Source organism: Nostoc sp. NMS2, assembly GCF_017115105.1.
GTDB lineage: Bacteria > Cyanobacteriota > Cyanobacteriia > Cyanobacteriales > Nostocaceae > Nostoc.
The window spans coordinates 1-25,606 of record NZ_JABXKH010000037.1; the positions used below are offsets into that span (position 1 = coordinate 1).

The 25,606-nt window shown below is 40.2% G+C and carries 24 protein-coding genes; 10 read left to right on the plus strand and 14 right to left on the minus strand.

The window, feature by feature from the left end; genetic code table 11:
* Window positions 1-171 precede the first annotated feature (171 nt).
* Window positions 172-522, minus strand: coding sequence for a DUF6444 domain-containing protein (locus HWQ36_RS04165; RefSeq protein WP_292698390.1), 351 nt, complete (start codon window positions 520-522; stop codon window positions 172-174).
* A gap of 106 nt (window positions 523-628) precedes the next feature.
* Window positions 629-1,408: a peptidylprolyl isomerase gene (locus HWQ36_RS04170; protein WP_292698392.1), complete on the minus strand. Its 780-nt coding sequence runs from the start codon at window positions 1,406-1,408 to the stop codon at window positions 629-631.
* A 530-nt stretch (window positions 1,409-1,938) separates the two neighbouring features.
* Between HWQ36_RS04170 and HWQ36_RS04175 the strand changes: the two genes are divergently transcribed.
* From HWQ36_RS04175 to HWQ36_RS04185, 3 genes are all read left to right on the plus strand, one after another.
* Window positions 1,939-3,273, plus strand: a complete 1,335-nt coding sequence (locus tag HWQ36_RS04175) for a hypothetical protein (RefSeq protein ID WP_292698394.1) — start codon at window positions 1,939-1,941, stop codon at window positions 3,271-3,273.
* 658 nt (window positions 3,274-3,931) lie between these two features.
* Window positions 3,932-4,768: a 4-hydroxy-tetrahydrodipicolinate reductase gene (dapB, locus tag HWQ36_RS04180; RefSeq protein ID WP_292698396.1), complete on the plus strand. Its 837-nt coding sequence runs from the start codon at window positions 3,932-3,934 to the stop codon at window positions 4,766-4,768.
* Between the two features lie 25 nt (window positions 4,769-4,793).
* The gene (locus HWQ36_RS04185) at window positions 4,794-5,480 is read left to right on the plus strand and encodes a phosphate ABC transporter permease (RefSeq protein WP_292698398.1); all 687 of its coding nucleotides are present in this window, start codon (window positions 4,794-4,796) and stop codon (window positions 5,478-5,480) included.
* Window positions 5,481-6,106: 626 nt separating this feature from the next.
* Here HWQ36_RS04185 and HWQ36_RS04190 read toward each other — a convergent pair.
* The 3 genes from HWQ36_RS04190 to HWQ36_RS04200 all read right to left on the minus strand — a co-directional run bounded on the left by HWQ36_RS04190 (window position 6,107) and on the right by HWQ36_RS04200 (window position 9,167).
* Complete coding sequence (locus HWQ36_RS04190; RefSeq protein ID WP_292698400.1) at window positions 6,107-7,522, minus strand: right-handed parallel beta-helix repeat-containing protein; 1,416 nt, start codon at window positions 7,520-7,522, stop codon at window positions 6,107-6,109.
* Window positions 7,523-7,623: 101 nt separating this feature from the next.
* Entirely contained in the window at window positions 7,624-8,253 is a 630-nt protein-coding gene (locus HWQ36_RS04195) for a precorrin-8X methylmutase (protein ID WP_292698402.1), read from the minus strand.
* A 104-nt stretch (window positions 8,254-8,357) separates the two neighbouring features.
* Window positions 8,358-9,167: a TPM domain-containing protein gene (locus HWQ36_RS04200; RefSeq protein WP_292698404.1), complete on the minus strand. Its 810-nt coding sequence runs from the start codon at window positions 9,165-9,167 to the stop codon at window positions 8,358-8,360.
* 266 nt (window positions 9,168-9,433) lie between these two features.
* Between HWQ36_RS04200 and HWQ36_RS04205 the strand changes: the two genes are divergently transcribed.
* Both HWQ36_RS04205 and HWQ36_RS04210 read left to right on the plus strand, forming a co-directional pair.
* Window positions 9,434-9,751: a DUF2281 domain-containing protein gene (locus HWQ36_RS04205; protein ID WP_292698406.1), complete on the plus strand. Its 318-nt coding sequence runs from the start codon at window positions 9,434-9,436 to the stop codon at window positions 9,749-9,751.
* Window positions 9,752-9,753: 2 nt separating this feature from the next.
* On the plus strand, window positions 9,754-10,197 hold the full coding sequence (locus HWQ36_RS04210; RefSeq protein ID WP_292698408.1) for a type II toxin-antitoxin system VapC family toxin: 444 nt from the start codon (window positions 9,754-9,756) through the stop codon (window positions 10,195-10,197).
* Window positions 10,198-10,573: 376 nt separating this feature from the next.
* On the opposite strand, the gene HWQ36_RS04215 is transcribed toward HWQ36_RS04210, so the two are convergent.
* From HWQ36_RS04215 to HWQ36_RS04225, 3 genes are all read right to left on the minus strand, one after another.
* Window positions 10,574-11,113: a DUF948 domain-containing protein gene (locus HWQ36_RS04215; protein ID WP_292698410.1), complete on the minus strand. Its 540-nt coding sequence runs from the start codon at window positions 11,111-11,113 to the stop codon at window positions 10,574-10,576.
* Between the two features lie 11 nt (window positions 11,114-11,124).
* On the minus strand, window positions 11,125-11,475 hold the full coding sequence (locus tag HWQ36_RS04220; protein ID WP_292698412.1) for a YtxH domain-containing protein: 351 nt from the start codon (window positions 11,473-11,475) through the stop codon (window positions 11,125-11,127).
* A gap of 237 nt (window positions 11,476-11,712) precedes the next feature.
* On the minus strand, window positions 11,713-12,048 hold the full coding sequence (locus HWQ36_RS04225) for a hypothetical protein (protein ID WP_292698414.1): 336 nt from the start codon (window positions 12,046-12,048) through the stop codon (window positions 11,713-11,715).
* A gap of 632 nt (window positions 12,049-12,680) precedes the next feature.
* Here HWQ36_RS04225 and HWQ36_RS04230 point away from each other — a divergent pair.
* Window positions 12,681-13,673, plus strand: a complete 993-nt coding sequence (locus tag HWQ36_RS04230) for a zinc ABC transporter substrate-binding protein (RefSeq protein WP_292698416.1) — start codon at window positions 12,681-12,683, stop codon at window positions 13,671-13,673.
* Window positions 13,674-13,965: 292 nt separating this feature from the next.
* On the opposite strand, the gene HWQ36_RS04235 is transcribed toward HWQ36_RS04230, so the two are convergent.
* On the minus strand, window positions 13,966-14,499 hold the full coding sequence (locus HWQ36_RS04235) for a DUF4330 domain-containing protein (protein ID WP_292698417.1): 534 nt from the start codon (window positions 14,497-14,499) through the stop codon (window positions 13,966-13,968).
* Between the two features lie 398 nt (window positions 14,500-14,897).
* On the opposite strand from HWQ36_RS04235, the gene HWQ36_RS04240 reads away from it, so the two are divergent.
* Window positions 14,898-15,758, plus strand: coding sequence for a M48 family metalloprotease (locus HWQ36_RS04240; RefSeq protein ID WP_292698419.1), 861 nt, complete (start codon window positions 14,898-14,900; stop codon window positions 15,756-15,758).
* 158 nt (window positions 15,759-15,916) lie between these two features.
* On the opposite strand, the gene HWQ36_RS04245 is transcribed toward HWQ36_RS04240, so the two are convergent.
* Window positions 15,917-16,672 carry a metallophosphoesterase family protein gene (locus tag HWQ36_RS04245; protein ID WP_292698421.1) on the minus strand — a complete coding sequence of 252 codons (756 nt, stop codon included), beginning with the start codon at window positions 16,670-16,672 and terminating at the stop codon, window positions 15,917-15,919.
* Between the two features lie 251 nt (window positions 16,673-16,923).
* Between HWQ36_RS04245 and HWQ36_RS04250 the strand changes: the two genes are divergently transcribed.
* A complete protein-coding gene (locus tag HWQ36_RS04250) occupies window positions 16,924-17,208 on the plus strand; it encodes a DUF2470 domain-containing protein (RefSeq protein WP_292698423.1) in 285 nt (94 codons plus the stop codon).
* Window positions 17,209-17,398: 190 nt separating this feature from the next.
* Here HWQ36_RS04250 and HWQ36_RS04255 read toward each other — a convergent pair whose 3' ends face one another.
* Window positions 17,399-20,554: a plasmid replication protein, CyRepA1 family gene (locus HWQ36_RS04255; protein WP_292698425.1), complete on the minus strand. Its 3,156-nt coding sequence runs from the start codon at window positions 20,552-20,554 to the stop codon at window positions 17,399-17,401.
* A gap of 426 nt (window positions 20,555-20,980) precedes the next feature.
* Entirely contained in the window at window positions 20,981-21,232 is a 252-nt protein-coding gene (locus HWQ36_RS04260; protein ID WP_292698427.1) for a hypothetical protein, read from the minus strand.
* Between the two features lie 176 nt (window positions 21,233-21,408).
* Here HWQ36_RS04260 and HWQ36_RS04265 point away from each other — a divergent pair, with 176 nt between their 5' ends.
* Together HWQ36_RS04265 and HWQ36_RS04270 are read left to right on the plus strand one after the other, a co-directional pair.
* Entirely contained in the window at window positions 21,409-21,666 is a 258-nt protein-coding gene (locus HWQ36_RS04265; protein ID WP_292698429.1) for a hypothetical protein, read from the plus strand.
* On the plus strand, window positions 21,656-22,024 hold the full coding sequence (locus HWQ36_RS04270) for a PIN domain-containing protein (protein WP_292698431.1): 369 nt from the start codon (window positions 21,656-21,658) through the stop codon (window positions 22,022-22,024). The genes HWQ36_RS04265 and HWQ36_RS04270 overlap by 11 nt, the downstream gene beginning before the upstream one ends.
* Before the next feature lie 807 nt (window positions 22,025-22,831).
* Here the strand turns inward: HWQ36_RS04270 and bchB are convergent.
* Window positions 22,832-24,358, minus strand: a complete 1,527-nt coding sequence (gene bchB, locus HWQ36_RS04275) for a ferredoxin:protochlorophyllide reductase (ATP-dependent) subunit B (RefSeq protein WP_292698433.1) — start codon at window positions 24,356-24,358, stop codon at window positions 22,832-22,834.
* Between the two features lie 665 nt (window positions 24,359-25,023).
* Window positions 25,024-25,593, minus strand: coding sequence for a peptidylprolyl isomerase (locus HWQ36_RS04280; protein WP_292698434.1), 570 nt, complete (start codon window positions 25,591-25,593; stop codon window positions 25,024-25,026).
* Between the last annotated feature and the right edge of the window lie 13 nt (window positions 25,594-25,606).

A 25,606-nucleotide genomic window follows, 5' to 3' on the forward strand; every position in this document is an offset into this window, starting at 1 on the left:
GATAGTTTAGGGGTCGCCCTACGCAAAAATAGCTCGATGCCAGGGATAATTTTTTTAATGAAACCCGCTAGCTTATATAACAGCTAGCGGGTTTTAGTTTATGCTGAATTTAGGATTGGATAAATTGCTATGGCTTATGACTCAAGAACTGTAGTTTTTCACTCTCCCCCATTAAAAAGCAATTAAAAAGCAACAGGAATAGGAGGATGTTTTATACCTCGACGAGCCTGAGTAAGAATCATCGCAATATAAGCCCACGTGCTTATCTTCTCGCTTTGATTCTGAAACGGAAGTTTCACTCCCCGTTGGTTCTAATTCTAGTGACGGTACTTTCTCTTTACTTTTAAATTGGTCTGATGATGGGGGTAACGAACTATTGCTTGAATTTTGCTCTAATTTTTCTAGTTGTTCGACAGCTAAAGAATGAAGATTACCTGCAACTTCTACCAATTTCTCTTTATCCAGAGATTGGAAGTAGTTCTGGTTCATCTGTGAGAGGTCTTCTTTGCTCAGTCGATTCATTCCTGCTTTGGCTTTGTTGCAAAATCATTTTTTACATTACCACACGATTGTCACCCCTACTTTTACCTACACTGCAAACTCTTGTTTTAGGGGGGAGAGTGAAAAATTACTCTCCCTTTCCTCCTATGCTCCTTTCCCCTTGTGGCGCAGACATGATTTGCTTTTGCTGTTCTTGTAGCCAGGTTTCAAAGAGTTCATTCAGCAGGCGCACTTTCATAAATTCATCCAGTTGTGCGGGGATAAATTTTTCCAGCCGCAAAATCACGAACCAGTCGGCGATGCGGGTAGGGGGCAATATCTGACCTGGTTGACTGCTAGATAGCATTTGCACCATTACAGGATGTAGTGCATTCAGTTCAATCGGGCCTACTAAGCCTCCAGTTTGGGCTTCTGGCCCGAGTGAATATTCACGCGCCAAGTCAGCAAAAGAGTTTTCTTTTGCCTGAATGCGGAAGTAAAGTTCTTGGGCAATTCCTACATCCTGGGTTCGCAGTAGGGAATAAATTACTTTGTCTAGTTTTGCCTTGGACTGAAAGAAGTAGGATTCTAGTTTATTACCCCAAGTAGCGTGCTTGAATTTTTCAATTTTGAGCTTACGAGTGGTAATCACTTCTAGTTGTTCGGTAGTCAGCCCTTGATGTGCCATCCAAGCCTGGATGTCTTCTTCATTTCTGAACTGTTTTTCAACGTAAAACTGCTGTTTGGCTTGGGCTATTTCCTCAGATGTACACTCTATTGCTATCTTGTCGGAGCGTGAATTTTGCTCTATGGCCTCATCGATGATCAATTCTCTCTGCAACTGTGGCAGCATTTGGTAATTTCCTAGCAAGGAAATCAGTTCACTCGCTGTGATTGTACGATTACCGATTTGGATCGCTTCAGTCATTAGCTTTCGGGCATCTCAATAATATCTAGTTTGTTAAAGAAGCTAAACCGTAGCCCATTCACTGGGAGCTTTTGTCTTAATTTTACCGAGTTAGGTACACTTACCTCACTTTTTCAATAATTACACACTTTAAAATATACAGATCATATATGTTTTTATAAAATATTTTACGTAAAAACGGCAACACGTGAAGACAAGATTAAAAGGGATTATCCCTCTTTCATGAAAGTGGGTTCAAACTTGATAGCGGTTCTTGACCTAGTGAGATACGTTTTCAAAGCTACTAAGCTTAGGAAAAAAGATTTGGGTGTACCTCAGTTGCTTAGGAAACGCTATACTTCGTTGGCTGTAACGTCGAAAACTCGTTAATTTATCCGAGACTGACAAAATTAGGGTTATTTCTCTTTCGCCCTCGGACAGAGGTTGGGTAAAATCTGCTAAGTACAGACAACCATAAATCTGGCAATAGCTAGATGTTGTAATTCTCTCAAACGCTATAATCTACATCTGTTGCACCGAGAGATTAACTTGTGGATGTCATTTTAGAACGATCGCACGAATTAAAAAAAGCCTTAGTTGATTTTGTCCTTGATGCTGAAGGCGAACTGGCACAAGCACTGGAAACTTATGCAGCAGCACAGTTGCGCCGTGGAAGTGGGGATAGTACCCAGCAGGACTTAATCATCGATAGCTTTCTAACAGCAGGCAAAGTCGGTGATAAGTCTCCATTAGAGTTGTTTATCGAAAGCCATCCAGATTTAGAAGAGAGCGATCGCAATCTGATCAAAAGCTGGCATCATAGTTTTATTGGTTTATTTGCCATTACTAACATCCTACCTGATGGCTTTGAATTGACGAACTGGTTGACCGATAAATGCTACGTCGTCAAGCCTAACAATACCCAAACATTACAGGCAATATCTCGGTTGAAAATAGGAGAAATTTTACTAACTCGCATTTCTCCTGTTACCGACACCTACTGGATGTTGTCTGGCCCTTACACAATAATGGGTAAATTAGGGAAACCAAAACTGGCTGTAGCAATTGGCAATTTCAAAGAAAACTATAAAAGTAATCTTTATAGCGATGCTCCAGACTTGCTAGAAGAAGCTTGGCAGTCAGTAGAACAATATCATCAGCAGTTTGTGGACTTTTTTGGCACTGATGAAATAACACTATCTGGATACCATCTTAATAAGAAAATTGCGGAATTTCAAGAAATAATTACTGAAAAAACCTTTGCAGCAGCAGGAATTGATACTTCCAAATCCTTGGCGGAAGTGGCAGAAGCCGCTGGCATTGGAGACGAGGAAATCAAAGCAGCAGCACAAGAGTTTGGCGCTGATTCTAACGTAGTCTCTCAGGTGTTGAACAGCAAAGGCGGCAATAGCAAAATGGTTATGCCAAAGGTCGATTTACCTGCCGAACTAAAAAAAGCAGAACAGGTAACGGCTCTTTCTCATCCCCGTTGGGGACAAATGTTTTTACCAACATATAGTAAGGTACAAGCAATCTTATTAGCAGAAGACTGGCAAAGTGTTCAAGGGGCGGAAAAACTAGTTCGCTACTATCTCGAAGATAAAAGTATTAATGCCTTTATTTGGCATCGATTAGCGCAACAATATCCAACTCAATTAGAAAATGTGTTGCAAATAGTTCTACAACGTCCAGAGTTTCATCTTGAAAGTGACTTGGATGCGCTTTTGCAAGAATTCCACAAACCTATTGAGCCAGAGTTACCAGATATTGCTAGTGTACCTATACATTTGCATAACTTATTTCAGGAAGCTTTAGGAGAAGTTAACAAATCTAAACCAAAGGGTAAAGGGCAAGCAAAGCCAGCAAAGGGTTTTCAACGAGGTTAGTAACTCACCGTTCGCGCAATGGCATTCATGCTCGAAACCAAATAACCCTTGGACTCGGTGTTGGCGCAGAATTTCTGTAGCTTGTTGCAACATTTTTTTTGATGACATTTGGGAAGTTTCTTTACCTATCCCTTATTTCATCAAATTAATTCTCTATTAGGCGAACGGTGAGTAACTACTAAAGAAAGAAGTAGCTAATTGAGAACACAAAAAACCCCGACTTGATAGCCGAGGTAGATGGGAGAAGTTCAAATGTTGATTAAATATAGCGATACCGAAACCTGCTTTTCTTAGCTAACACCAGTTATATAGTTAAGCTTAGTCTTTGATAAGTTATGTAAATAAATTTAACAACAATATTACAAATAGTCAACTATACTTGACAAAAAAATTCTGATAACCTTTATAAGAACTACTTATCAGTTAGAGTATAGGATTTTTTTAGAGACGTGGTGAACAAAATAGGCAAAATAAAACGGGTTACTGGCTAAGATAGTGGGATGAAAATGAGAAGCGATCTGCTTTAGAGGTAGAAAACTGAGTGATTAGCTGCATAAATTAAGGTAGTCGGAATTAAGCCAGAGATTTGAGAAGCTAGCTACTAGATCGCTAAAGTCTTTACAATTCCTTTGTTAGCTCAAAAAGTATTTCTCGACCTATGACGAATCAAGCTCCTATCCCGGTTATTGTCAACGGTGCTGCTGGTAAAATGGGCCGTGAGGTGATTAAGGCGGTGGCGCAAGCGCCTGACTTAAACCTAGTGGGTGCAATTGACCACAGTTTGGAACATCAAGATAAAGACGCTGGAGAATTGGCGGGTTTAAGCGAACCCCTGGAAGTGCCAATTACCAATCAATTGGAACCGATGTTAGGGTATGTGGCTGGCGACAGACAGTCTCCTCCAGGGGTAATTGTAGACTTTACTCATCCCGATTCAGTTTATGACAATATTCGTAGTGCGATCGCTTACGGTATTCGTCCAGTAGTCGGCACCACTGGGTTAAGTGCAGAACAAATTCAAGACTTGGCAGACTTTGCCGACAAAGCTAGCACTGGTTGTCTAATTATTCCTAATTTTTCCATTGGCATGGTGCTATTGCAACAAGCTGCGATCGCAGCCTCAAAATATTTTGACCATGTGGAAATTATCGAACTGCATCACAACCAAAAAGCTGATGCTCCCAGTGGTACTGCCATTCAAACGGCGCAGTTACTAGGAGAATTGGGTAAAACTTTTAACCCTTCTCTTGTAGAAGAAACGGAAAAATTACCAGGAGCTAGAGGCAGTGTAGCAGATGAAGGGATTAGAATTCATAGCGTGCGCTTGCCAGGATTGATTGCTCATCAAGAAGTTATTTTTGGCGCAGCAGGACAGATTTATACTTTACGACATGATACGAGCGATCGCGCTTGCTATATGCCAGGAGTGCTACTAGCAATTCGCAAAGTCTTAGAGCTAAAGTCGTTAGTATATGGATTAGAAAAGATACTTTAGACTTTAAATACACAATTGGGCATTCATGTTAGTACCACTGACTCGCCAGAAATTTGAACAAGTTATCCCCCTAATTGCCACTGGTTTGCAGTACAAGTACTATTGGGGGAAGTTTTCAAATTTTTTGCAACGGCTGTTAATTTCTGTAGTTGCCATAGTTGTTATATTGCTTGTGACAGTCGTTTTTAAGCTTGAGTTTGCTTCAATAGTATTTGTGCTAGGGGTAGTTGGCGCTTTTTTTTGGCTGTGGTATCCAGTGTTTCAAGCAAGTATGCGAAATTTGCAATGCCGCCGCTATAAGTATGGCGGCTTTTTCCGTGGTCGAGTCCTAGATTGGTGGATAACAGACCAGTTGATGGGGAAACAAGAAACAGTCAACAGCAAAGGCGAACTGGTGATTGTGGAAAATCGAGAAAAACAAATTAACTTAGAGGTGGGTGATGAAACAGGATTTACCATTGAGTTTATAGCACCATTACGTCCTGCCCACAAAGTTATTACTCGCGGTCAAATTGCCGAAATGGTAGTGCTGTCAAATCGTCCAGATTTGAGCAGTATTGAACAATTTAGCGATATATACATTCCCAGTCGTGACCTATGGATTAGTGATTATCCTTATCTGCGCCGGGATTTCTTTAACGAAGTCGGTCGTCGCTTGCGTGAAGACCAACAACAAAAACCGCGTCGTCGCCGTCGTAGAGTCGAGGATTGAAAAAAAAGTCGAACAATTTTGGATTTTAGATTGACCTCATACCAATTTAATGTGAAGTTGCACATATCTCGATCCCCCTAAATCCACGCCACTTGCTTCATTTGGGGAGACCCCTGTTCCCGCAGTGGCTCCCCGATAAATTGGGGGACTTTGATAGATGTTTTTCCGGTTCCCCCCTTAATAAGGGGGGTTAGGGGGGATCTAATTCTATGCAGCTTCATAAAAAATTGGTATCATACCGTCAATGCTAAGGCTTGAATAAATAATTTTGGCTCTTCAGTTCATTTTATGGAATCGAATAATAAATAAAATCTAATCATAGCCTGTGTTTCTTGCTGTTACTGGATTTTAAATTTTTGAACCTTTCTATAAAACTGCGATTTTAATGCCGTACCATAAAACCAACGCAAGAACCATAATTTTTAAATTTGGGGGCTTTAAACCAATACAGTTTAGTTAAGCATTTCTTTCTTTTCTTCCTTTGCGTGCTTCGCGGTTCGTTAAAAAAATTCACTTTGACAAAGAGTAAAGCCTTAACTGAACCGTATTGGGCTTTAAACCTTTTTAAAGGTTAAATCTTTCAATCCAAAATTTGGTCAAGGAAGCAGGATAATGTAATCAATTTGCTAACGAGAGCATCCCACTTTGATGAGTTTCCCTTTTAAACGATAGGTAACAGACCCACAACTAAAACCTGCCGAATTAGACTCTACATAAGTCTGCATAGGTGGATTTTGTTTATCTAACCGCCATTTCCAATTACCAGATATTTTTTTTAGAGTGGGATACTTTTTTAAAAACTGTGAGCCTGCAATAATATCGTGAGTTCCCTTAACACTTACCTTAGAACTATTAAGGTATATATTGTAATTGTAAATAACGTTTTTGTTTTTATTATTACTATTAACAGGTTTGCCAGGATAAGCATAGAGAATGTTCTTAAAAATCCTGACATCAGATGATACATTAGCAAATATTTGCCCATCTTTAATTTCGGGGCTTTGATTATTTAAAACAGCAGTATTATTTATAATATCAACATGATCGCTTAAAAATGTATGAATACCTGAACCACCATTATTAAATGTCAGATTGTTTTTAACTAAAGTGCGTCCTTGATATGCACCTAATTTTGAGTTATTCTGATTATTTCTTGAAGTATCGATAATAATGCCATTACCATCTGTAATCTTTCCGACTGCAATCCAAGGGATAAACATACGATTGTTATAAGTCTTGTTGTTGGTAACAAACATCTTGTATCCCCGGTTGTTGTCAAAATTCCAATTGCTCAACATCGAAATACCACTGCAACCATAAACGCTGTACCAAGCATTATCGAACACTACGTTATTATTTATTGTCACGTAGTCTGATTCAATGGCTGCAATGCCTACTCCTCCACACTTGTGTACCTTGTTATTGACAACACGTATATGGTGAGTGTGACCATTTTTTCGTCCATCCACGTTGATGCAGTTTCCATTCGTCAGTGGGTTTAGTTTGTTAGTTTTCTGACTCATTGCATAATCTAGGGTTACATTGTCATTGTTCCCTATGACTTCAAGCCCATTTATCTCAATATATGACGCTCCACTGTGAATCAAAATTCCATTCCATCCATTGTGCTTAATTTTCGGACGATGGCCAGGATATGCTTTAAACTTAATCCATGCATTTGCTTTTCCAGAGCGAGTAATAGATACTACCTGTCCATTTGGGTTTGCATTCCTGTACACTCCGTTCATAATCAGTACGGTGTCCCCAGGGTTAGTCAGATTTGCTGCCTTTTGAATTGTCCTAAAGGCGGATGAATTAGAGAGTCCGCTATTTTTGTCGTTTCCAGTAACACTAACATAGTATGTTTTCGGAGTCGTTTTAGTGCCTATTAGCTGGCGACTCGATACGATCATTTCCTTGTTAGTGGATACTTGATGGACGTTTTCAACTAAAGATACTTTTATATTTTCTCCCTTAGCAAAAAGACTCAATACTAAGGGAATTGTAAAATATACACTTAAATTGAAACCTGGAATTACCACAAGAAAAAGGCTCCTTGGTCAAGACTATTTAACAAAAATATCAGGATATTCAGTGATTTTGAATACTTTTTTGAATAAAAAATACAGTAGAGCCGACTTTTCTAGCTCCCCCGATTTCCATCTTGTCCATAGGCTTGCCAAGCCAAGTCTACCAATCCATCAACGATCGCAGCTGCTACAACTGCATTACCTTTGCGACTCTCAATTGTAATATGGGGCACTAAGGAGTCTTGTAAACGCCCCTTCGCTTCATCAACATTGACAAATCCCACTGGAGTCGCAATTATCAAAGCAGGTCTAATTTCCTCAGCCTCTATTAAATCAACTAGTACTGTTAGTGCTGTTTGTGCTTGACCAATCACAAAAATACCCTCTGGATAACGCTTTGCTAAGGTTTCGATTCCCCATGCTGCCCGAGTTTTTTCTTTTTGAGGGCGTGTCAGAGCTTCCATGCTGCAATACACTGGATTAGCAAAGGTGTTTTGAATCTCAGATGCAATACCTACTTGTACCATCGGGACATCTACCACAATCGTGGTACGCGCGGCTAGTGCTGCTGCTCCTGCTTGTAAGGCACGCTCAGAAAAACGAATCAAAGACTTATACTCAAAGTCAGCTGTAGAGTATATTACCCGCCGCACAATCTCATATTCTGCGGGTGAAAAGACATGATTTTCAATTTCATTATCAATGATTGCTAAACTTTGAGCATCAGTTACGTGCCATTCCATTTTTCTTGAGCTTCTTAAATAATTAGCTTTCAGCTTATCAGCTTCAGGGATTTAGGAGTTAGGAGTTAGGAGTTAATTAAAACTCATAACTCCTAACTCAGCACTTATAACTCATTATTAGAAGAAGGCCGGCTGAAAACAGGAGATAAGTAGGCAACCAAGACACCGATAATAAAGCCAGAGATATTGCGAACTAGAGGTAGCCAGTCGCTTGTGCGTGTAACCACTGGCCCAATACCAAAGGCAATAAATAAGATCCCCCATAAAGGTGAGAAAATTAAAGCCCATTGCCAAGCAAAAACTTGTCCTTTCTCGCGGGGTTGAGCGGCAAATCCACAAATTACCCCACCAATAACTGAGGTAATCAAGGTGAGAATCCATTGCTCTCGTGGCAGTCCGGGAACAACATTGCAACCACCTTTGAGCAAACAGCCTTTAACAGATTCTAAAGCTTGCAGAATAGCTTGGTCTTCGCCTTCTTCGCGGACAAAGTACAAATTACCAAAGCGGGTTTGCAGTTCTATCCAGAATGTCCTGGGTAAAAGTTCATAAACAGCATCGCCGACGCTAAAACTGAGGATGTTACCGCCACGAGAATCAGCAACTAGTAAAATGCTTTTGTCATCCAAACCCCAATATTTTATAACCGCCCGACCTGGGGTGCGGTCATACTGAGTCAATACTCGCAGTTTCCAGCCTGTATCGGCTTCAAACTGTTCTAAATCTTTGACAAGCTTTTCTTCTTGCAGCACAGGCAGAGATTTAGCTAAGTCTACAACTGGGGTAAAGGTTTCAGGGAGTAACTCAGGATTGTCATAAGCCAGTGCTGGGGGAGAATGCATGACCCAAATTGACCCAGCCAGGAAAAATACTGCAATAGATACCAGAATTCGTCGCCAAAAACAAGATTGCATGGACGTTTTTATACAAATATCAACGGTAGAAGTGAACAAGTTGTTTTATAAAGAGTACGGGAAAAATGATAGTTCTTTACACTTGTTTACTTTACTCTAATCTAAGGGATCAAAGCAAAGGGTTTTTAGGGAGTGGGGACTGGGCAGTGGCATTCATGAAATTTTAAGATAAAGTGCATTTTGTCAATCAGTCAAAATACTCAAAATTCACTAAGCTATGACGGAGTTCCCCATACAATAAAAGAAGCATTATTTATAAGTGAAAGATGACTAACAAAGAATTATTAATCCAAGAAATAGAAACGTTACCGCCGGAGTTGCTAATAGAAGCGCTCGATTTGATCCGTTCTATTAAGGTTAACTATACAAACAAAGAGTTGAAACCAGGTAAGCTTGAACCTATCCCTTTAAGCGATTCTACAGAAACGTCTAGCGTTCAAGAGCAACTTACATATCGTCCTGCTTCGGGACGCTCCATCCTTCGACACGCTGGCACTTGGGAAGGTGACGACTTTGAAGAATGCCTTCAAGCAGTATATGCTACCCGTGGTCAAGCTAAATTTGATGACGAAAACCTATTTTAATAATGTATTTACTTGATACAAATCATTGTAGTGCCATTATTTTAGGCGAACCAAATGTTATTCGTCGTGTGAATGAAGTTGGAGAAAATAATATTGCCACTTGTGTAATTGTCCAGGGTGAATTGACATTCATGATGGAAAAATCCCAACGCAAGGAAAATAATTTGGTTCGCTTGACAGAATTTTTAGAAGATATTCGTATCTACCATATAACAGAGCAAACAGCAACAGTTTACGGTCAAATTAAGGCAGCTTTATTCAATCAATTTGCACCCAAAGATAAAAATAAGTGGCGAAAAACTAAAATTGTTGATTTGGGTTTTGATGAAAATGACATTTGGATAGCTGCTATTGCACTGCAAAATCATTTAACTGTCGTTTCCAGTGATAGTGACTTTTTGCGAATTCAACAGGTGAAAACCTTTTCGCTGGAATCTTGGGTTTGATTTGCAGCATAGAGCTACCTATCGTTCAGCTTGACAGAAATTTGGGAACAAGCACATTTCTCCTAAAAAAATAGCTTGATTAAAATATACTTCACCCGTTTTCCCAAATTGCTGAATACAATGCCGAAGTTTATCCATAAACAAAAATCGCTTTTTTAAGCTGGAAAAGTAGCACGTTTTGACACTGCATAAGGAAAATATAGCGGTTCTCGAATGGAAGCAATACATTTTGACCTCTCTCCAAACCTCTCTCTTTTTAGGAGAGAGGCTTTGAATCTTACTCCCCAACACTAGTAGGGAAGGGGCTACTCTTGTTAAGTCTGTATTGGACTCAAGCGAGAACCGCTATAAGCAATGCCCCATGCCATTTTTTTGGTCAATCTTCGTCATCGAAATTGCTTTCCCAGTTAACAGCGTCGTTGTAACCGTCATTAGCGCGATATACGTCTGTGTTTATGCGACGATTTTCTTGCCTGAGCATTTCTCGTTCTCGCAACGTTAGTGGTGGTTGTTCATTGCTTGGCAAGCGATCGCTATTTCGCCTCGTGGGTTTTGGGCGGGTGAAGTTTCTCCAAGCAGCTTTCGCGCCAACAAAGATGCTGCGTGTACCTACTTGCAGATTTTGAGCCTGAATTCTTGCACTATCGAGACTTTGATCGACTTGTTTAGCTACTTGACTGGCACTTTTTACACCTTCACTAACATCATCAGTTAAGTCAGTTATTTCCAAACCAGTCACGCGGATAGCTTCTAGAGTGGGTGGTAACTCTCGTGAGAGTGTATCAAATAGCTTTTCTGCACTGCGAGCAGCGCGTGCTAACTCCTGCAAAGCCGGTATTGCCGCCACTAAAACCGCAGTCAAGCTTGTGGCGACTAAAAGTAAGGAGAGTCCCAACCAAAACAGGGGGTCAATCACGGTAATGTCATTTATGAGCGTTCTAATTGCTGGGGAAGATAATCTGAGTCTTCAACAGATGTTTGCCGCTTTAAGATTTGGCTTTCTTTTTGACTGGCATCTACACCTGCTGCGATCGCTTCCCGTAATCGATCTAAAGTCTCATCCCAGTTTCTTAGTGCGTTGGCAGAGAGACGATCTGCTTGGATTTGCACACTAGTTGATAAATCTTCTGCCAATTCTGGGAGAGCATTGGCAGATTTCTTCAAAATTTTACGTGTTTCGCGCCCTGTACGTGGAGCCACGAGCAAACCAGTTAAAGCACCGATAGTAGCTCCCAGCATCAAACCGCCAAAAAATACTCCAGAACGGTTATTAGACATGTTGTTGTTTCTCTCCTTACACCTATTTTAGGTGGGTTTTCTCTCCTTGCAAGGATCACCGATTTTATTCGGTTAATCTATACTGACAAAATATCAGCCAAAAATGTTGCTTTTATTCATTAAATATTAAAACCATTAATTACTTATTATTCAAAACTCCCTACGTCCCTATCCCACTGTATCTTTGCGCCCCTGTGTCAGCCCTAATTATAAATATTCATCTGAACTTGACATAACTCATTTTGCAACAGTTCTTTTCCCGGATATTAACTCTAGCCTCCGAAAATAACGCTGCCAGATTTGCTGTCCTTGCAAAAGTAGACTGATAATTTGTCGCACTTGTTGGATTTGTATTTTTAGCACTTGATTTTTCTGCCGTAAGTTATAAATATTCTCCTGGCTGAGATAAATATTTTCGGGTGCTTTATTTAATACTGCATGAGTAAAACTTTCATAAACAGTTAACCTATCTGCTATGTATGCTAGCTGCTGCTTGAGTTGCCACACTCGCCAAGCCACATAGAGTAGTACCAACGAAATAAGGGTATTAACGAGGATAACTAAAATTACCATTGTTTATCTTCACCAATATCAGCTTTGAGGAATTGTTCTATATACTTGACTACGAATTTTAGATTTTAGATTTTTTGGGCATGAACCAAAAAATCGCCAATTCACCAATTTTGTAACAACTATATGCCCACACCTCGCAAAACCACAGCTACAATTGCCTTAGATTCACGACTCGGTTTGCGAAATCAACCCGTATGCTCAATAAGCTCCAGCGTTACTACGTTTCACTCCTTAACCTGATAATTCTAGTCAATTTGCGACCTTTACGGCATCTAAGCACAATGGCATAGCCCCTTCAACATACTGTGAGATAACTACACTCCTTATTGGAGGCTCCTCAGCATCGCTTTTATTATTGTGCTATTACCTCTACCAGTTTTCCAGTCTGTCGCGTGAAGTTCACTAACATTTTGCCTGCAAAACCTCACCAGTGCTTCAATTTGCTGGATGTGCGATGGGTAAAAGGAAAGAGTCTATTAATTCCTCTTCCCTTATACAATTTTCCTAGCCGATGGCTTGTCCCTCTTCCCTTAACCTTTAACATCTTCCTTGTTGAAGGCTTCTCCCTGGTATTTCACTAATTCGTTACTAAATAATGATTACTTTTTCTCTATATCCAGTAGAAGGTGAGGATGTCAAAAAAATTACCATTAACTAATTCCTTCCGAGCCATTTTTGTTGCTTTGACAATTGGATTTGTTGGATGTGGAAATCAAGCTGCAAGAACTGCATTCACTCAAACTACCACCCCGGTAAATGAGAATCTTCCTCAAGTTGTAGCAACAACAAGTGTACTATGTGACTTAACCAGGCAAGTTGCCGGGAATACAGTTAACCTCACCTGCTTAATTGACCCTAGTGCCGATCCTCATGTTTATAAACCAAAGCCGGAAGATCGTAGAGCCATTGAGCAAGCTAATCTTATTCTCTATAGTGGCTATAATTTAGAACCAAATTTGATCAAATTAATTAAAGTGACTAAAAACACTGCACCGAAAATAGCCGTTGGGCAACTTGCGGTATCTAAGCCACAAAAATTTCAGAAAGACGGCAAAATTTTAATTAATCCTCATCTTTGGCACAATCCCAAGAATGCTATCAGAATGGTGGAAGTAATTAATAATAATCTGAGAAAATTAGAATCTAGTGATGCAGAAACTTATAACAGCAATACCAAAAAAATCAAAAATGAACTTACTCAACTAGATAGTTGGATTAAGTCAAGAATTACGAGTATTCCTGCCAAAGAACGTAAGTTAGTTACAACCTCTAATGCACTGAGTTATTACGCCAAAGCATACAGTATTCCATTAGCAGGGGGATTACAAGGTATTAGTAATGACGAAAACTTGACAGCTATACGAGTGAAAAATGTGGTTGCAAATATTAAACGAACTCAAGTCTCAACAATTTTTTCTGACGCGGCAATTAACGATAATTCACTTCAATCTGTAGCAAGAGTTGCTGAAGTGAAAATTTCGGATAGAAAGTTATACGTTGAGGGACTTGGTGAACCAGGAAGCGAGGCAGACACTTATCAGAAAATGATGATCGCCAATACACGCACAATTGTAGAAGGGTTAGGAGGGACGTATTTAATGTTTCAAGCGAAAGCTGCTAATTAGTTAGAATTTTGATTGATGAATCTGATAAACCGAAGTTTTTTAGGTTACAACAAATTCGGTTTATCGAGGAAGGCAGTTCAAGACAGAGGAAAACTGCACTCTATCAAGTACCGCGACCAGACGGGTTTTGGGTTTAAGACAAGAACACTGTTGCGTCAGCTTCCCGCTTTCTTACGAGAGTTCAGGGCTGCTAAATCAGTAGAAGCCGAATCCCCTACTGATTTACTCCAACTGAGCCTCCTGCCTCCTGTCTCCTTCAACAGTCTCTTTTTTGAAATTGAAAAGATGAATGCTATTTATCTTTTAATCTGATATCAATAACAGTTGCATTGAAGTTGTAGTTAAAGCCTTCCAATTCAAATGGCATTCCAATTTTAACTTTACTGTTACCTAGAACGGGACCATTGTCAGTAACCTGAGCTTTACCGTCTAGAGTCAAAAGCAAATCTGTACTAAAATTGTTGCTTTTTGGATCTTGTAATTCTTTTACACTGCCATCAGGTTGGAAAACATTGATTGTTCTAGGTAGCTGTTGAATGGATTTAATTTCAATTTGCCCATAAGGTTGATTACGGATAATTACATTAGTTTTACCGCCTTTTTTTAATCCGTTGTTAAATAATTGTTCAGGGTCACGGACATTCAAACCACGAACTACTAAGTCTACTTCTATAGGTATTGTTTTTGCCCCAACTTGGGCAACAGAACCAGAAGTTCCAGGAAAGACAAAGATGCCGAATATCACTAGCAGAATTACCAGTGCAGCACCTAAATCTAAGAGGTTGATTTTGCCGAACAAGCGACCTTTTGAATCTAAAATAGCCATAAAAAATTTTCCGAGGTAATAGCGAAGTAATTGATTGTAGCAAGAAGGCTTTCGATGAAAACGGCAATTTTTCCTATTTGGTAATAACTCAAAGCGGCTGGGCGTTGCAGTTATGCGACAGTTTATCACGAGTTTTGTAAGTTCGCTGCCACCCCAGCGAACTCTGAAACTTTTGCCTGTTCAGACTGACGCATCCAGAAAGAAAGTAATATCTAGTGTTTAAGCCTATCTCTAGAGGGAATCTCTAGCCCTCCAAAATTCGGTAGATTTGCGTAATGATTAGCTGTATCACAACTCATTTGCGTTTGAGTTAAGAATGCAACTTAGAATCCTCTAAATCCGTCTCATAATTTGTCCGATTATTTTATGTCCTCCCAAAACAATATTCAGAGCTTATTATGTTCAATTGGAAAGTTTTTGTTGCAAATTATCGGGTGTGGCGGCGTAGCTGGTTTTATCCTTTAATTTCAGTGGTAGTTGCCCTGAGTCTGTGCCTGAGTACACCCGTACCTGGAAGAGCTTTAGATTTCTTGCCTCTTCTACTCCAAGGAGTTCAGGCATTTCAGCTTTCTAATATATCCCCTAACCAAGAAGTTGATCTTGGTAAGCAGATTAATCAGGAATTAGTTGGCAGTCAAGTCAAACTTTACCGGAATTCTGAAGTTAATCGCTATGTAGAACAAATTGGTCGGCGTTTAGCAGCTAATAGCGATCGCCCCAATCTTCCTTATACCTTTCAGGTAGTTGACGATGACAGTATTAATGCTTTTGCTACCTTGGGTGGTTATGTCTATGTTCATACGGGTTTGCTGAAAACCGCAGACAATGAAGCGGAACTAGCAGGGGTACTCGCCCATGAAATTGGTCACATTGGCGGGAAACACGTAGTCAAACAGATGCAACAAAAAGCGCTCGAAAGTGGTCTATTAACAGCAGCAGGCTTAGATCGGAGTACGGCGGTGCAAATTGGTGTCCAGTTAGCGCGAGACTTGCCCCGCAGTCGTAAAAATGAATTTGAGGCCGATCAAAGAGGACTACGAACTTTGACACGCACTGGTTACGCCCAGTCTGCAATGGTGTCGTTTATGAAAAAGCTGCTTGGAAAGGGTTCTGCACCAACATTTTTAAGTACGCACCCCGGAACGAGCGATCGCATTGATGCCCTTAGACGCGCGATTAACTCTCAACCTAGTAATGGAAATTATGGGTTGGATAATGCTAGTTATAAAGCTAATATTCGACCATTAGTAAGGTCTTGAGGGCATTGGGAATTGGGCACTTGTACTGAGCGAAGTCGAAGTATTGGGAATTGGGAATTGGGCATTGCTTATTCCACTTGTCTCCCTCATCTCCCGGTTGGTGAGCGAAGTCGAACCACATCTCCCTCACTCCCCCTCTGCCTCATCTCGAATATTATTCAATTCTTATTGCGACGATCAACTTTGATTTTGGCTGGATTGACGGTAACTACAACCTCTTCTAAGGGCAGGGCACGGATATAGTTTTTAAAAATGTTAACTTGATAAACCATGTTATTCGTGACATCCAGTCCAGTCAACCAGCCACTCCGAGGATGATAAGCGCCAGTATCTATGTCTAGCCATCCCTGTCCTTGTGCCAATTTACCGGGAGAAACACCAGGCAGAGTAAAAGTAATGGTGTGACCGATGATAATCAGCTTATCTGGAAAGTAGGGTTTTTCGATGCTGTGAAATTCCTCTCGTATCCAGCACAGTTGATCGGCAGTTTGTTCTGTCACCGATTTGGAAGGGTCAACACCAGCATGAGTTAACCAAATATCCCCCAAGTCGAGATATGTAGGCAAACTCTTGAACCAATCCAGATGGTCATCGGGGATTGAAGCCTCGTGGTAACTGGCTACAGTAGCTTGTCCCCCACTGTACAACCACGCTTGCATCGTCGGGGAGGAAGTTCTTTCATTGGTCAGAATGTTTAATAACATCTGCTCATGATTTCCCAGCAAACATGGGTAGTTATGTCGCTTGACAAAATTAACTACTTGTGAACTATGAGGCCCGCGATCGATTAAGTCTCCCAAAAAATAGATTTGATCGTCTGACGTGGGAGCGATCGCCTCCAACAATGTCATCAAACCTTCATAGTGACCATGCACATCCCCAATTACAATTCGTCTGGGGCTAATTTCGCTCATTTTCTCTTAGCTTCAATAGTTTGGCTAATACTTCTGCTACAGTTTAAGCTGTCTGGTTTCCGTAATGGAAGGTAAAAATACTGAACTAAGTTTTATTTTAATTTAATTATTATTCCAGAAATAAATATTATTAATGATGAACATAGAGTAATATTCACAGTTCTTACTGCTAAGAAAGAAAATTAGCAAATTTCACTGGCGTTAGCTTAAAATCTAAGCTGTTGCTGTATTTCTAACTTTTTGCCTCAACAATGTCTAAGGATTTTTCTACTGAGATTAGTTCGCGCATCTGCAAGCACATGAATGACGATCATGCTGATGCCATAGTTCTTTATGCTAAAGCTTTTGGTGGTGTTACAGATGCGATCGCAGCACAAATGCTGTCAATTGATGCACAAGGTATGGATTTGACAGCGCAAGTCAATGGTGAAGCTGTGCCAGTTCGCATTCAGTTTGATCGTGTTTTAGCGGATGCAGAAGATGCCCATCAAACTCTCATTGCGATGGTGAAGCAGGCGCGGATGAAGGCAAAGTAGAAATTGGGAAGTCCCTAAAGACCCAATACGGTTCGGTTAAGCCAAGAGATGCCATAAATCGCCGTCAAGACGAAGGATTGATTATTGTAGAGACGGCGATTTACCGCGTCTTTGTGATTTAGAATTTTCATCAAAAAACCCTAACCGAACCGTATTGCCTAAAGACCGCAATTGCGCTTCATGTTAGCTATCACCCAGAGATACCGACCTCTTCCTTGACCACTGCGGCATTAGGCTTGCTTTGAATAATTTCAAACATCCAGTCTGAAGAATAATCAGGCAACTCATAGCCAACACTCTTAACATGAGCCAACATCAACTCATCCCGTTGATGCCAAACTGCAAATATTCTCTCTCTGCCATCATAAAGCGTTTCTAAGTCGATTTGATAAACCTCATTTATCCGCTTTAGTTTCAAGCCCAACAAATTTAACAGTCGGCTGAGTATTTTTATTGCTGAAACCTGCTCTTTTTCTCCGATTAAGTTAATACCAAGCGCCCTTTTAATATGCTTACTATGTTGAAAAACAATATTTTTAAGCATTATTAAATCTGGATTACTCTCGGTAAACTCTCGTCCTGCTTCGAGAAACTGAAGCATTCCCAACGCTCTCATTGCTTCAACTTTGAGCGTGTAAGTTTTTAAATCTGGTAGAAAAACTTTTCCTTCACCCCAAGACAATTGTTGATGCCATTCTTGCTGATCTCTAACGTGAAAATATTCACTTTCATGAGTTAGATAATAATGAATTAACAGTTGACGATAATATCCTTGGTCATCTTGCAATTTCAGCCAAGGAGTAACTTCTACACCATACCTTTGTTTGAGAACATATTTATTGATTTGGTTCCGTTCTCCATCAGTTAGAGAATGCTTTACTAATAGCTGCTCATATTCTACATAATCGATATCTTTAGCATTAGCTACCGCAGTTGCTACCGATAGTTGATTTTGCTGCTTAATATCCTTAATTTTACGTTTAATTTCTTTAGCTTTTTGACGGCTTTGTGCCCAATCTTTTTGAACTTTGACAATTTCTAAAACTAATCTTCTGCGGGTAGCCAAATCATCAGCGTCAGTTGCCAAAAATGTAAGCCGTAAATCTCGAATAATATTATTATGAACAGCATTGCTCCGCATTTGAATTTGATGCCCATCAGCAATTAAACCATCTTGCATCGATTGACGATAGAGGCGGATAGAAGCATTTACCCGTGCAGATAACTTGGCCCAAGTTCGCAAATGAATCGGGTCATGAACTAGAGGTAAATCTACATCTATTTTATGTAGTGGACTAAGCAAAGCTAAATTCTCTTTTTGATTTTCTTGATACCAATCAGATAGCAAGCGATAATTTGTACTACCACTACCAATTAAACCAATACCTCGTTTCGCGCACCAGACAACACGCGGCACATCATCTCGCACTCTCGCTAATGCTTGTCTTGCTTCTGAGTCAGGAATTACCCCTTGAAAAATGCCATAAACTCGGTCGAAATGTTGGACATCAATACTAATTCCTGTACCCAAACTAGGCGTAACAAAAACGCCGTCATAAGCAGAGATTTTTTGATTTATTGCTGCAATAAAATCAACGGCTGCGTGTCCAGGTGTGTTTGTAGTGTGGCTACTAACCACCAAAGTTTTGGGAAATTGCCGTCGTAATTTTTGTAAGCGTTCTTTGAGATAACGTTCGATTGTTTCACAACTGTAACGCCCAGCGCGACTATCGGTAGTAACATAACATTTACGTCCAGCAAGTAAATCTAATTCCAGTTGGTGAATTAGCGGTGTTGGGTTTGGCGAATCATAAAAAGTTACATCCCAACCTTGTTGAGGCTTCCATTGGTTGAGAACGACCCAAGGCGTTAATTTAATTCCTGCTAATCCCTGTAAATATTCAAGTGACACATCTGATAAATCAGCATCTTGGGCAATTACTAGACCCCCAGTTGTTAAAACTGTGGAAATTAGTTGCTGGAATAATCTTAATATTTTTACACGCTTATGTTTACAAGTATTACTGTTTAGTAGATGCCACAAAGATTGCTCTACTTCATCTAAAATTACTATTGCCCCGTGCCAATTTTCAGGGTTAAGTTTCCAAATTGAATCAACGCACAATCCAAGGGATTGCTGTAGAGAGAGTGAGCGGAGGATGGGAGGAGCAGGGGTAAGTGTCTTATCAATCTTTTTATCCCCATCTTCTTTATGCGTTCCCCATTGAATACCAATTTTTTCGCACAAAAACCGTCCTAGTAGAATTCTGTGAGTAATTAATAAAACGGGTTGATTTCTAATTTTTGCTTGCTGAACAACGGCTTGCAGTGCTGTAGTTTTACCTGTTCCTTTTGCAGACTTGACTCCTACTAATCCAGAAGTGGGGAAAGGGATTTCACCTATATAAGGTCGATTCAAGGTGAGAGCAGGAGGAATAGTTAACTCAGTATGGGGTTTGGTTTGAGCAAGATAAATTTCTAAATCAATACTTTGCCGATAAACTTTCTCGAAACTAGTTGCACCTTTGGCAACGATAAATTCATCAACCCCTTTTTCCATTCCTGGAAGTTCGATAACTTTAACAGGGCAATTTTCTTGCTGGAATAAACAACCAAGTTGAGAAATAGCATTATTTACAGCAGCAATTGTTTTAGGTTGAGTTTCAAAATCAAAACAAATATAAAAGCTGCGCTTTGTAATTGCAAACGCTGCTAAATCAGGAATTAGCTGACGACGGGTAACTTTGCCAAATTCATCTTTAACAACCCGATAACCACTGGTAATTCCGGGAATAGCAATAGCTGCATATCCTTGTGTCAACAGCGTCGCTGCTTTCTTCACACCCTCGCAGAGAATGAGGGGAATGTTATGTTGCATCACCCATTGCCAAAAGCCTCTAGCTTCACCATCAGCAGTAATGGTGATATTGTCAGGCATGACCAGATTGTAACGTCCAGCGACTTGCTGCCACACTTGCAGCGTTACCCGCAAACAAAACACCCGCGTTGGCGTGCTGGGGGGATGCTCATATTTGATGGACTTACCATTGTGATTCTGTCGGGGTTGGTTTGGCTTAAAGCATCCCCATTCCATCATTTGCCAGTTATTCAAAGGGTCTAGCCCGGAACACCACCAACCACCCTCAGCGATATGAGCATAACGCTGCAACCATCCAGTTTTTACCATTCCTGTATTGGTGCGAGGGAGTAGCTCAGAAATCAATAGGTACTCATAAGCAGTTACGCCTTGGAGTGACCTAAAATTGAGTTGCACTAAGTGTAAGTCTATACCACTACTCTTGACTAATTCCTCAAGGTGTTGGGGGTGTAAATAGTGCAGATGCATAGGGAAAGACCCGAAGAGAAGACGATGAGATTAAAACATTAACACGCATCTGTTTTTTTTCTATAAGAGAGATTGCTAGGCTTTTATGATGCTTTTTTTACTTCGTCACGGGAGACACATCGGTTTAGCTTCTAGTAGGTTATTCTGCCTATTAGATCCCCAAAGTAATAATTTTGTATTGTGATATTTGTTCGATTTTAATTTTTATTTATCAGTAAATATCTGCGTATGTTTTTTTGGGCTTATCTAAATATATTGAGATATATAAAATTATTTTTGAATTGAAATATTGCTTTAAAGGAATATAAGCTAAGTCGCTAATCTATGCTCCGACAGCTTCCTTCGCAGCGTACAACACCTCAGCAATGATTTCCTTTAAACCGCGATCGCAGACAAAAGTCAGCCATGAATTTGATTTTTTCTGCTTTAAACTGTCTGTTTTGTATCATGCTCAATACTTCCCCAGGTTTCAGGTAGAGGGTTAACCCAGGAAATAGGCACAGTAACTACATTTAGAGTTTCACCCTCTTTAAAGATTTCTAAAATATATCCTGGCTCTTGCTGAGTTTTAGTAGGACGCAGATGATCCAACACAACCCCTCTATCGCCAGCTTTTACAGGGCTATTAGGAACATCTTGCTTCAGTTCCACCCACTGAAATAAACTAGCTGTTGTCATCGTTTAATTCTCCCGTGATTTATCAAGGATATAGTGTTATAAATAGTTGCGATTGTTCCCAAGCTAGACAAAGGCTTTCTTCCACTTGCTATTTGGACATATAATGAGATTATGAACATCTTAGTTAAATACTCACTCTATAATGTTCTTTTTATCATTTATAACTGGTGATTAGAATGGCTAAAACATTAACAATACAGTTGTCAGATGACTTAGAAAGTAAATTAACTGCTCAGGCGCAAAAGCTGAATCTATCTTTAGAAGATTTAATTCTGCAATCGTTATCTCAATCAGCTAAACAGGAAAATATCTCCGAATTCGATCCAATTTTACCTTTACTAGGTACATTGAAATTTGATAATTATGATGTAGGAGAAAACCACGATCAATATCTCCAGCAAACTTTGCAGCAGGAGTTAAAAATTGGCGAATAAAGTCTTTATAGATACATCTGGGTGGGCTAATTTATTTATTGCAACTGAGTCCTACCATGAACAAGCAAAGCAGTGGTTTCAACATAAACGTCAGCAAAATCAAGCAATGGTAACAACTAATTATGTTGTTATTGAACTGGTGGCTTTGCTGAATAGCCCTTTACGCGTACCTCGTCCGCAGTTATTTAAATACGTAGAAGCTGTTAGAACTGCTTCTTATATCAACTTGATTTATATTGAACCAACAATAGATTCAGCAGCTTGGGAGTTACTTAAAACTAGAGAAGATAAAGCTTGGTCTTTGGTGGATAGCACTTCTTTTATACAGGACTTACGCAAAAATTGCCAAAAAGCTTAATTTATCGTTCGCGTAGCGTGCCGGAGGCATACCGCCAAGACGCCAAGAACGCCAAGAATTCGTAGAGTGTGCGTAAGTCCTATTATAGTCATGCAACAGCTTGGCATTAAAGAGGCATTAACCACAGATCACCACTTTGAACAAGCTGGCTTTATTCGTCTGCTGAAGTCAGAATAAGTAATAAAAAAAGGCATTCATATAAGATATGCCCTTTATTATTAAAAATTGCTAACCCATTAACTTACGCTCCAACAGCTTCCTTGGCGGCGTACAATACCTCAGCGTTGATTTCCTTGAAACCGCGATCGCAATTAAATTTCTTGGTGCTGGACTATATCTATATTCTGTTACATGAAATCATTGCTAAATAGCAGTTATTATTCAGACCTTGTATTCCGTTCTATGCGGCTTAAAAGGTCGATGATTGCTATCAATACTGCTGTAAATATATTTATAATAATGCAGATAGCCCCTACATAAATTAAATACACAAAAACTATTATATTAAATCCACCAAAACCAAAATATAAAGTCGAATTAAAGATTGAAAATAGGACAAAAGACAAAACGATTACAATGAAATAACCGACAAACTGAACTATTTTTAGAGTCGTAATTAATCTGGTGTATAGTCTATTTTCGTTAGGACTGCTAGGTAATTGATTGCTGCTCATAAATACACCATTTTTAATAAATTACTTTGTACAAAAAAAATTATTTCATAATAAGCAGAAGAGTGTTTCTTTTAAAAAACACTCTTCTATGGAATTCTAGCTATCAGTTTTATAGCTGATAACTGAATTATAATTAAGCTCCGACAGCTTCCTTCGCGGCGTATAATACCTCAGCGTTGATTTCTTTGAAACCGCGATCGCGGGCAAATTTTTCAGTATTACGCTTCACTTTGCCGCGCACAAATCCCGGAATCTTATTCAATTCTGCTTGACCATCTTTTGTCCAATTCAAATCAGAATCAGCAGAAATCCCCCTAGTAATAACTTCTTTGGTATCATGACCGCCGAAGATTTCTAATAGGTGATCTTCCATTCCCAAAGTGAAGGAATTGTAGATCAAATCTGTAATCTGATTCGTGCCTTCATAACCCATAAATGGTTTGTAACCAATGGGGAAGTTTTGGACGTGGATTGGTGCAGCAATTACGCCGCAGGGGATATCCAAACGTTTACCAACGTGGCGTTCCATTTGAGTGCCGAAAATGGCAGAGGGTTCGACACGAGCGATCGCATCCCCAATTTCACCATGATCTTCGGAGATTAGCACTTCATCGCAATACTCGCTAACTTGTTCGCGGAACCAGTCTGCATCATATTTACAGTAGGTTCCAGCCCAAACAACGTGAATCCCCATTTCTCGCGCCAGAATCTTGGTAATGGCGGCGGCGTGGGTATTATCCCCAAAGACCACAGCTTTTTTGCCAGTCAAGTTTTGACAGTCAATTGAACGGGAGAACCAAGCAGCCTGAGATACATGCAGGGTTTGCTCGTTGATGAAGCCCTCATAGTCAACTTCTGCACCTTGAGCGTTAATTACCTGCTGAATCTTGCGAATACAACGGGCAGTTTCTACTACACCCATTGGAGTAATGTCTATATAAGGTGTGCCGAATTGTTCTTCCAGGTAACGAGCGGTTGTTAAACCGAGTTCACGGTAAGGCACCAAGTTAAACCAGGCTTTCGGCATCTTTTTCAAGTCATTCACCGAAGCACCTTCAGGAATTAAGGTATTTACCTCAATTCCCAAGTCAGCCATCAGCCGTTTCAGTTCGGTGCAGTCGTGATTGTTGTGGAAACCCAGGGTGGTAGTACCGATAATGTTAACCGAGGGTTTCTCAGTTTTGCCCTCTGCCAATTCGCCCCGCTTCCGCGCTTTTTCAATGTAGTATTGGACAATTTGATCCAAAGTGCGATCGGCAGCTTGAAGTTCGTTGTAGCGGTAGTGGTTCACATCCGCCAGCATTACATCTCCTTTGGCTTCCAACTGCGCCCGTTCAACAAAGTTGTGCAGGTCTTCTTGCAAAATGCTGGAGGTGCAGGTGGGAGTTAACACAATCAGATCGGGATGTTCCTCGGCATCTTTGCGGACGATGTTATCTACCACCTTCTCTTGGGAACCACGCGCCAAAACGTTGCGATCGACAACACTGGTTGTCACTGGAGTGAAATCCCTCTCCCGCGATAGCATTGAGCGCATGACGTTAAAGTAGTCATCGCCAATGGGGGCGTGCATGATCGCATGGACATTTTTAAAAGAACTAGCGATTCGCAGAGTGCCGATGTGGGCTGGGCCTGCATACATCCAGTAAGCCAATTTCATGTTTGTGTTCTCCCTTTTCAACAGAAATAACACGGAGTCCGACAAAAATGGACTATAAGTGCTTGATTATTATTAAATCGTTTCTGATTGTCTCAAATGTTGTATCCCTGATGAAGTGAAGAGTTGTAAGGGTTTTAGCTGCGGTTTATAGCCGTAGGCATCGCTCAAACCTTGTTGCTGATTGGAATCTAGCTTCTGAATTTAACAACATTACTGTTGCTTTTTTAAAATAAATCTTAATTTTTCGGCAAGTTTGTTTTCAATTTGGGGCGGTGTGTTATGCCAATTCTGTATGAAGATGCGCTAAATCATATTTTAAGTAGAAGAAAGAAGAAAGAAAAACGAACCGCCAAGGACGCAAAGGACACGAAGAAAGAAAGAAAGAAAGAAAGAAAGAAAGAAGTATTTACGTACTGTACAAAATAATCATGTTGTGCATCAACGTATTTACGTCGTTTCAGGTTTTTATTAATCATTCATTGATGCTAAATACACCCGCGTCGTAGGGGCAATTCATGAATTGCCCCTACGACGGATCTTGTTTTCAAATCATCTATACTTGGTCTTTCCTGTCAATGCATAAGTCCTAGAAAGAAAGAACAAAATTAAAGCATGGGTGACTTTTGACTTTTGACTTCTGCCTTGCGGTACTAGAGAGGTGTTAATTACTGCCGAAAAATTTCTACTTTTTGTAACACCACTTCTTGATTCGGACGATCTCTAGTCGTAGATACATTAGCGATCTTGTTGACTATATCTAGACCTTGGACAACTTCACCAAAAACACTGTGTTTGTTGTCAAGGTGAGGCGTTGGTGCTTCTGTAATGAACCATTGCGAACCATTTGTACCGCGTCCGGCATTAGCCATCGATAGGATACCTGCACCAGTGTGTCTCAATTCAGGATGAAACTCATCCTCAAATTGATATCCTGGGCCACCAGTACCCCATCGGCTGGCTGTATCTAAATAACGACTCAGAGGATCGCCACACTGAATCATAAAATCAGGGATGACTCGGTGAAAGCGAACCCCATCGTAAGCTGGAGTTCCCTTACCAGATTCACCAGTTTTAGGGTCTTTCCAGTCGATTGTTCCGGTTGCTAGACCGACAAAATTTTTGACGGTGTTGGGGGTTCGCTCTTCTTCCAAACGAACTACAATTTCACCCAAGGAAGTAATTAAACGAGCGTGCAGCTTGCCATTACCGGGAATATTAATTTCTGGAAAGTTCATTAAGATATCCTAT

Coding starts and splice junctions, on each gene's coding strand:
- HWQ36_RS04165 (WP_292698390.1), bottom strand. CDS start 522: ATGAATCGACTGAGCAAAGAAGACCTCTCACAGATGAACCAGAACTAC.
- HWQ36_RS04170 (WP_292698392.1), bottom strand. CDS start 1,408: ATGACTGAAGCGATCCAAATCGGTAATCGTACAATCACAGCGAGTGAA.
- dapB (WP_292698396.1), top strand. CDS start 3,932: ATGACGAATCAAGCTCCTATCCCGGTTATTGTCAACGGTGCTGCTGGT.
- HWQ36_RS04185 (WP_292698398.1), top strand. CDS start 4,794: ATGTTAGTACCACTGACTCGCCAGAAATTTGAACAAGTTATCCCCCTA.
- HWQ36_RS04195 (WP_292698402.1), bottom strand. CDS start 8,253: ATGGAATGGCACGTAACTGATGCTCAAAGTTTAGCAATCATTGATAAT.
- HWQ36_RS04200 (WP_292698404.1), bottom strand. CDS start 9,167: ATGCAATCTTGTTTTTGGCGACGAATTCTGGTATCTATTGCAGTATTT.
- HWQ36_RS04205 (WP_292698406.1), top strand. CDS start 9,434: ATGACTAACAAAGAATTATTAATCCAAGAAATAGAAACGTTACCGCCG.
- HWQ36_RS04210 (WP_292698408.1), top strand. CDS start 9,754: ATGTATTTACTTGATACAAATCATTGTAGTGCCATTATTTTAGGCGAA.
- HWQ36_RS04220 (WP_292698412.1), bottom strand. CDS start 11,475: ATGTCTAATAACCGTTCTGGAGTATTTTTTGGCGGTTTGATGCTGGGA.
- HWQ36_RS04225 (WP_292698414.1), bottom strand. CDS start 12,048: ATGGTAATTTTAGTTATCCTCGTTAATACCCTTATTTCGTTGGTACTA.
- HWQ36_RS04230 (WP_292698416.1), top strand. CDS start 12,681: ATGTCAAAAAAATTACCATTAACTAATTCCTTCCGAGCCATTTTTGTT.
- HWQ36_RS04235 (WP_292698417.1), bottom strand. CDS start 14,499: ATGGCTATTTTAGATTCAAAAGGTCGCTTGTTCGGCAAAATCAACCTC.
- HWQ36_RS04240 (WP_292698419.1), top strand. CDS start 14,898: ATGTTCAATTGGAAAGTTTTTGTTGCAAATTATCGGGTGTGGCGGCGT.
- HWQ36_RS04245 (WP_292698421.1), bottom strand. CDS start 16,672: ATGAGCGAAATTAGCCCCAGACGAATTGTAATTGGGGATGTGCATGGT.
- HWQ36_RS04250 (WP_292698423.1), top strand. CDS start 16,924: ATGTCTAAGGATTTTTCTACTGAGATTAGTTCGCGCATCTGCAAGCAC.
- HWQ36_RS04255 (WP_292698425.1), bottom strand. CDS start 20,554: ATGCATCTGCACTATTTACACCCCCAACACCTTGAGGAATTAGTCAAG.
- HWQ36_RS04260 (WP_292698427.1), bottom strand. CDS start 21,232: ATGACAACAGCTAGTTTATTTCAGTGGGTGGAACTGAAGCAAGATGTT.
- HWQ36_RS04265 (WP_292698429.1), top strand. CDS start 21,409: ATGGCTAAAACATTAACAATACAGTTGTCAGATGACTTAGAAAGTAAA.
- bchB (WP_292698433.1), bottom strand. CDS start 24,358: ATGAAATTGGCTTACTGGATGTATGCAGGCCCAGCCCACATCGGCACT.
- HWQ36_RS04280 (WP_292698434.1), bottom strand. CDS start 25,593: ATGAACTTTCCAGAAATTAATATTCCCGGTAATGGCAAGCTGCACGCT.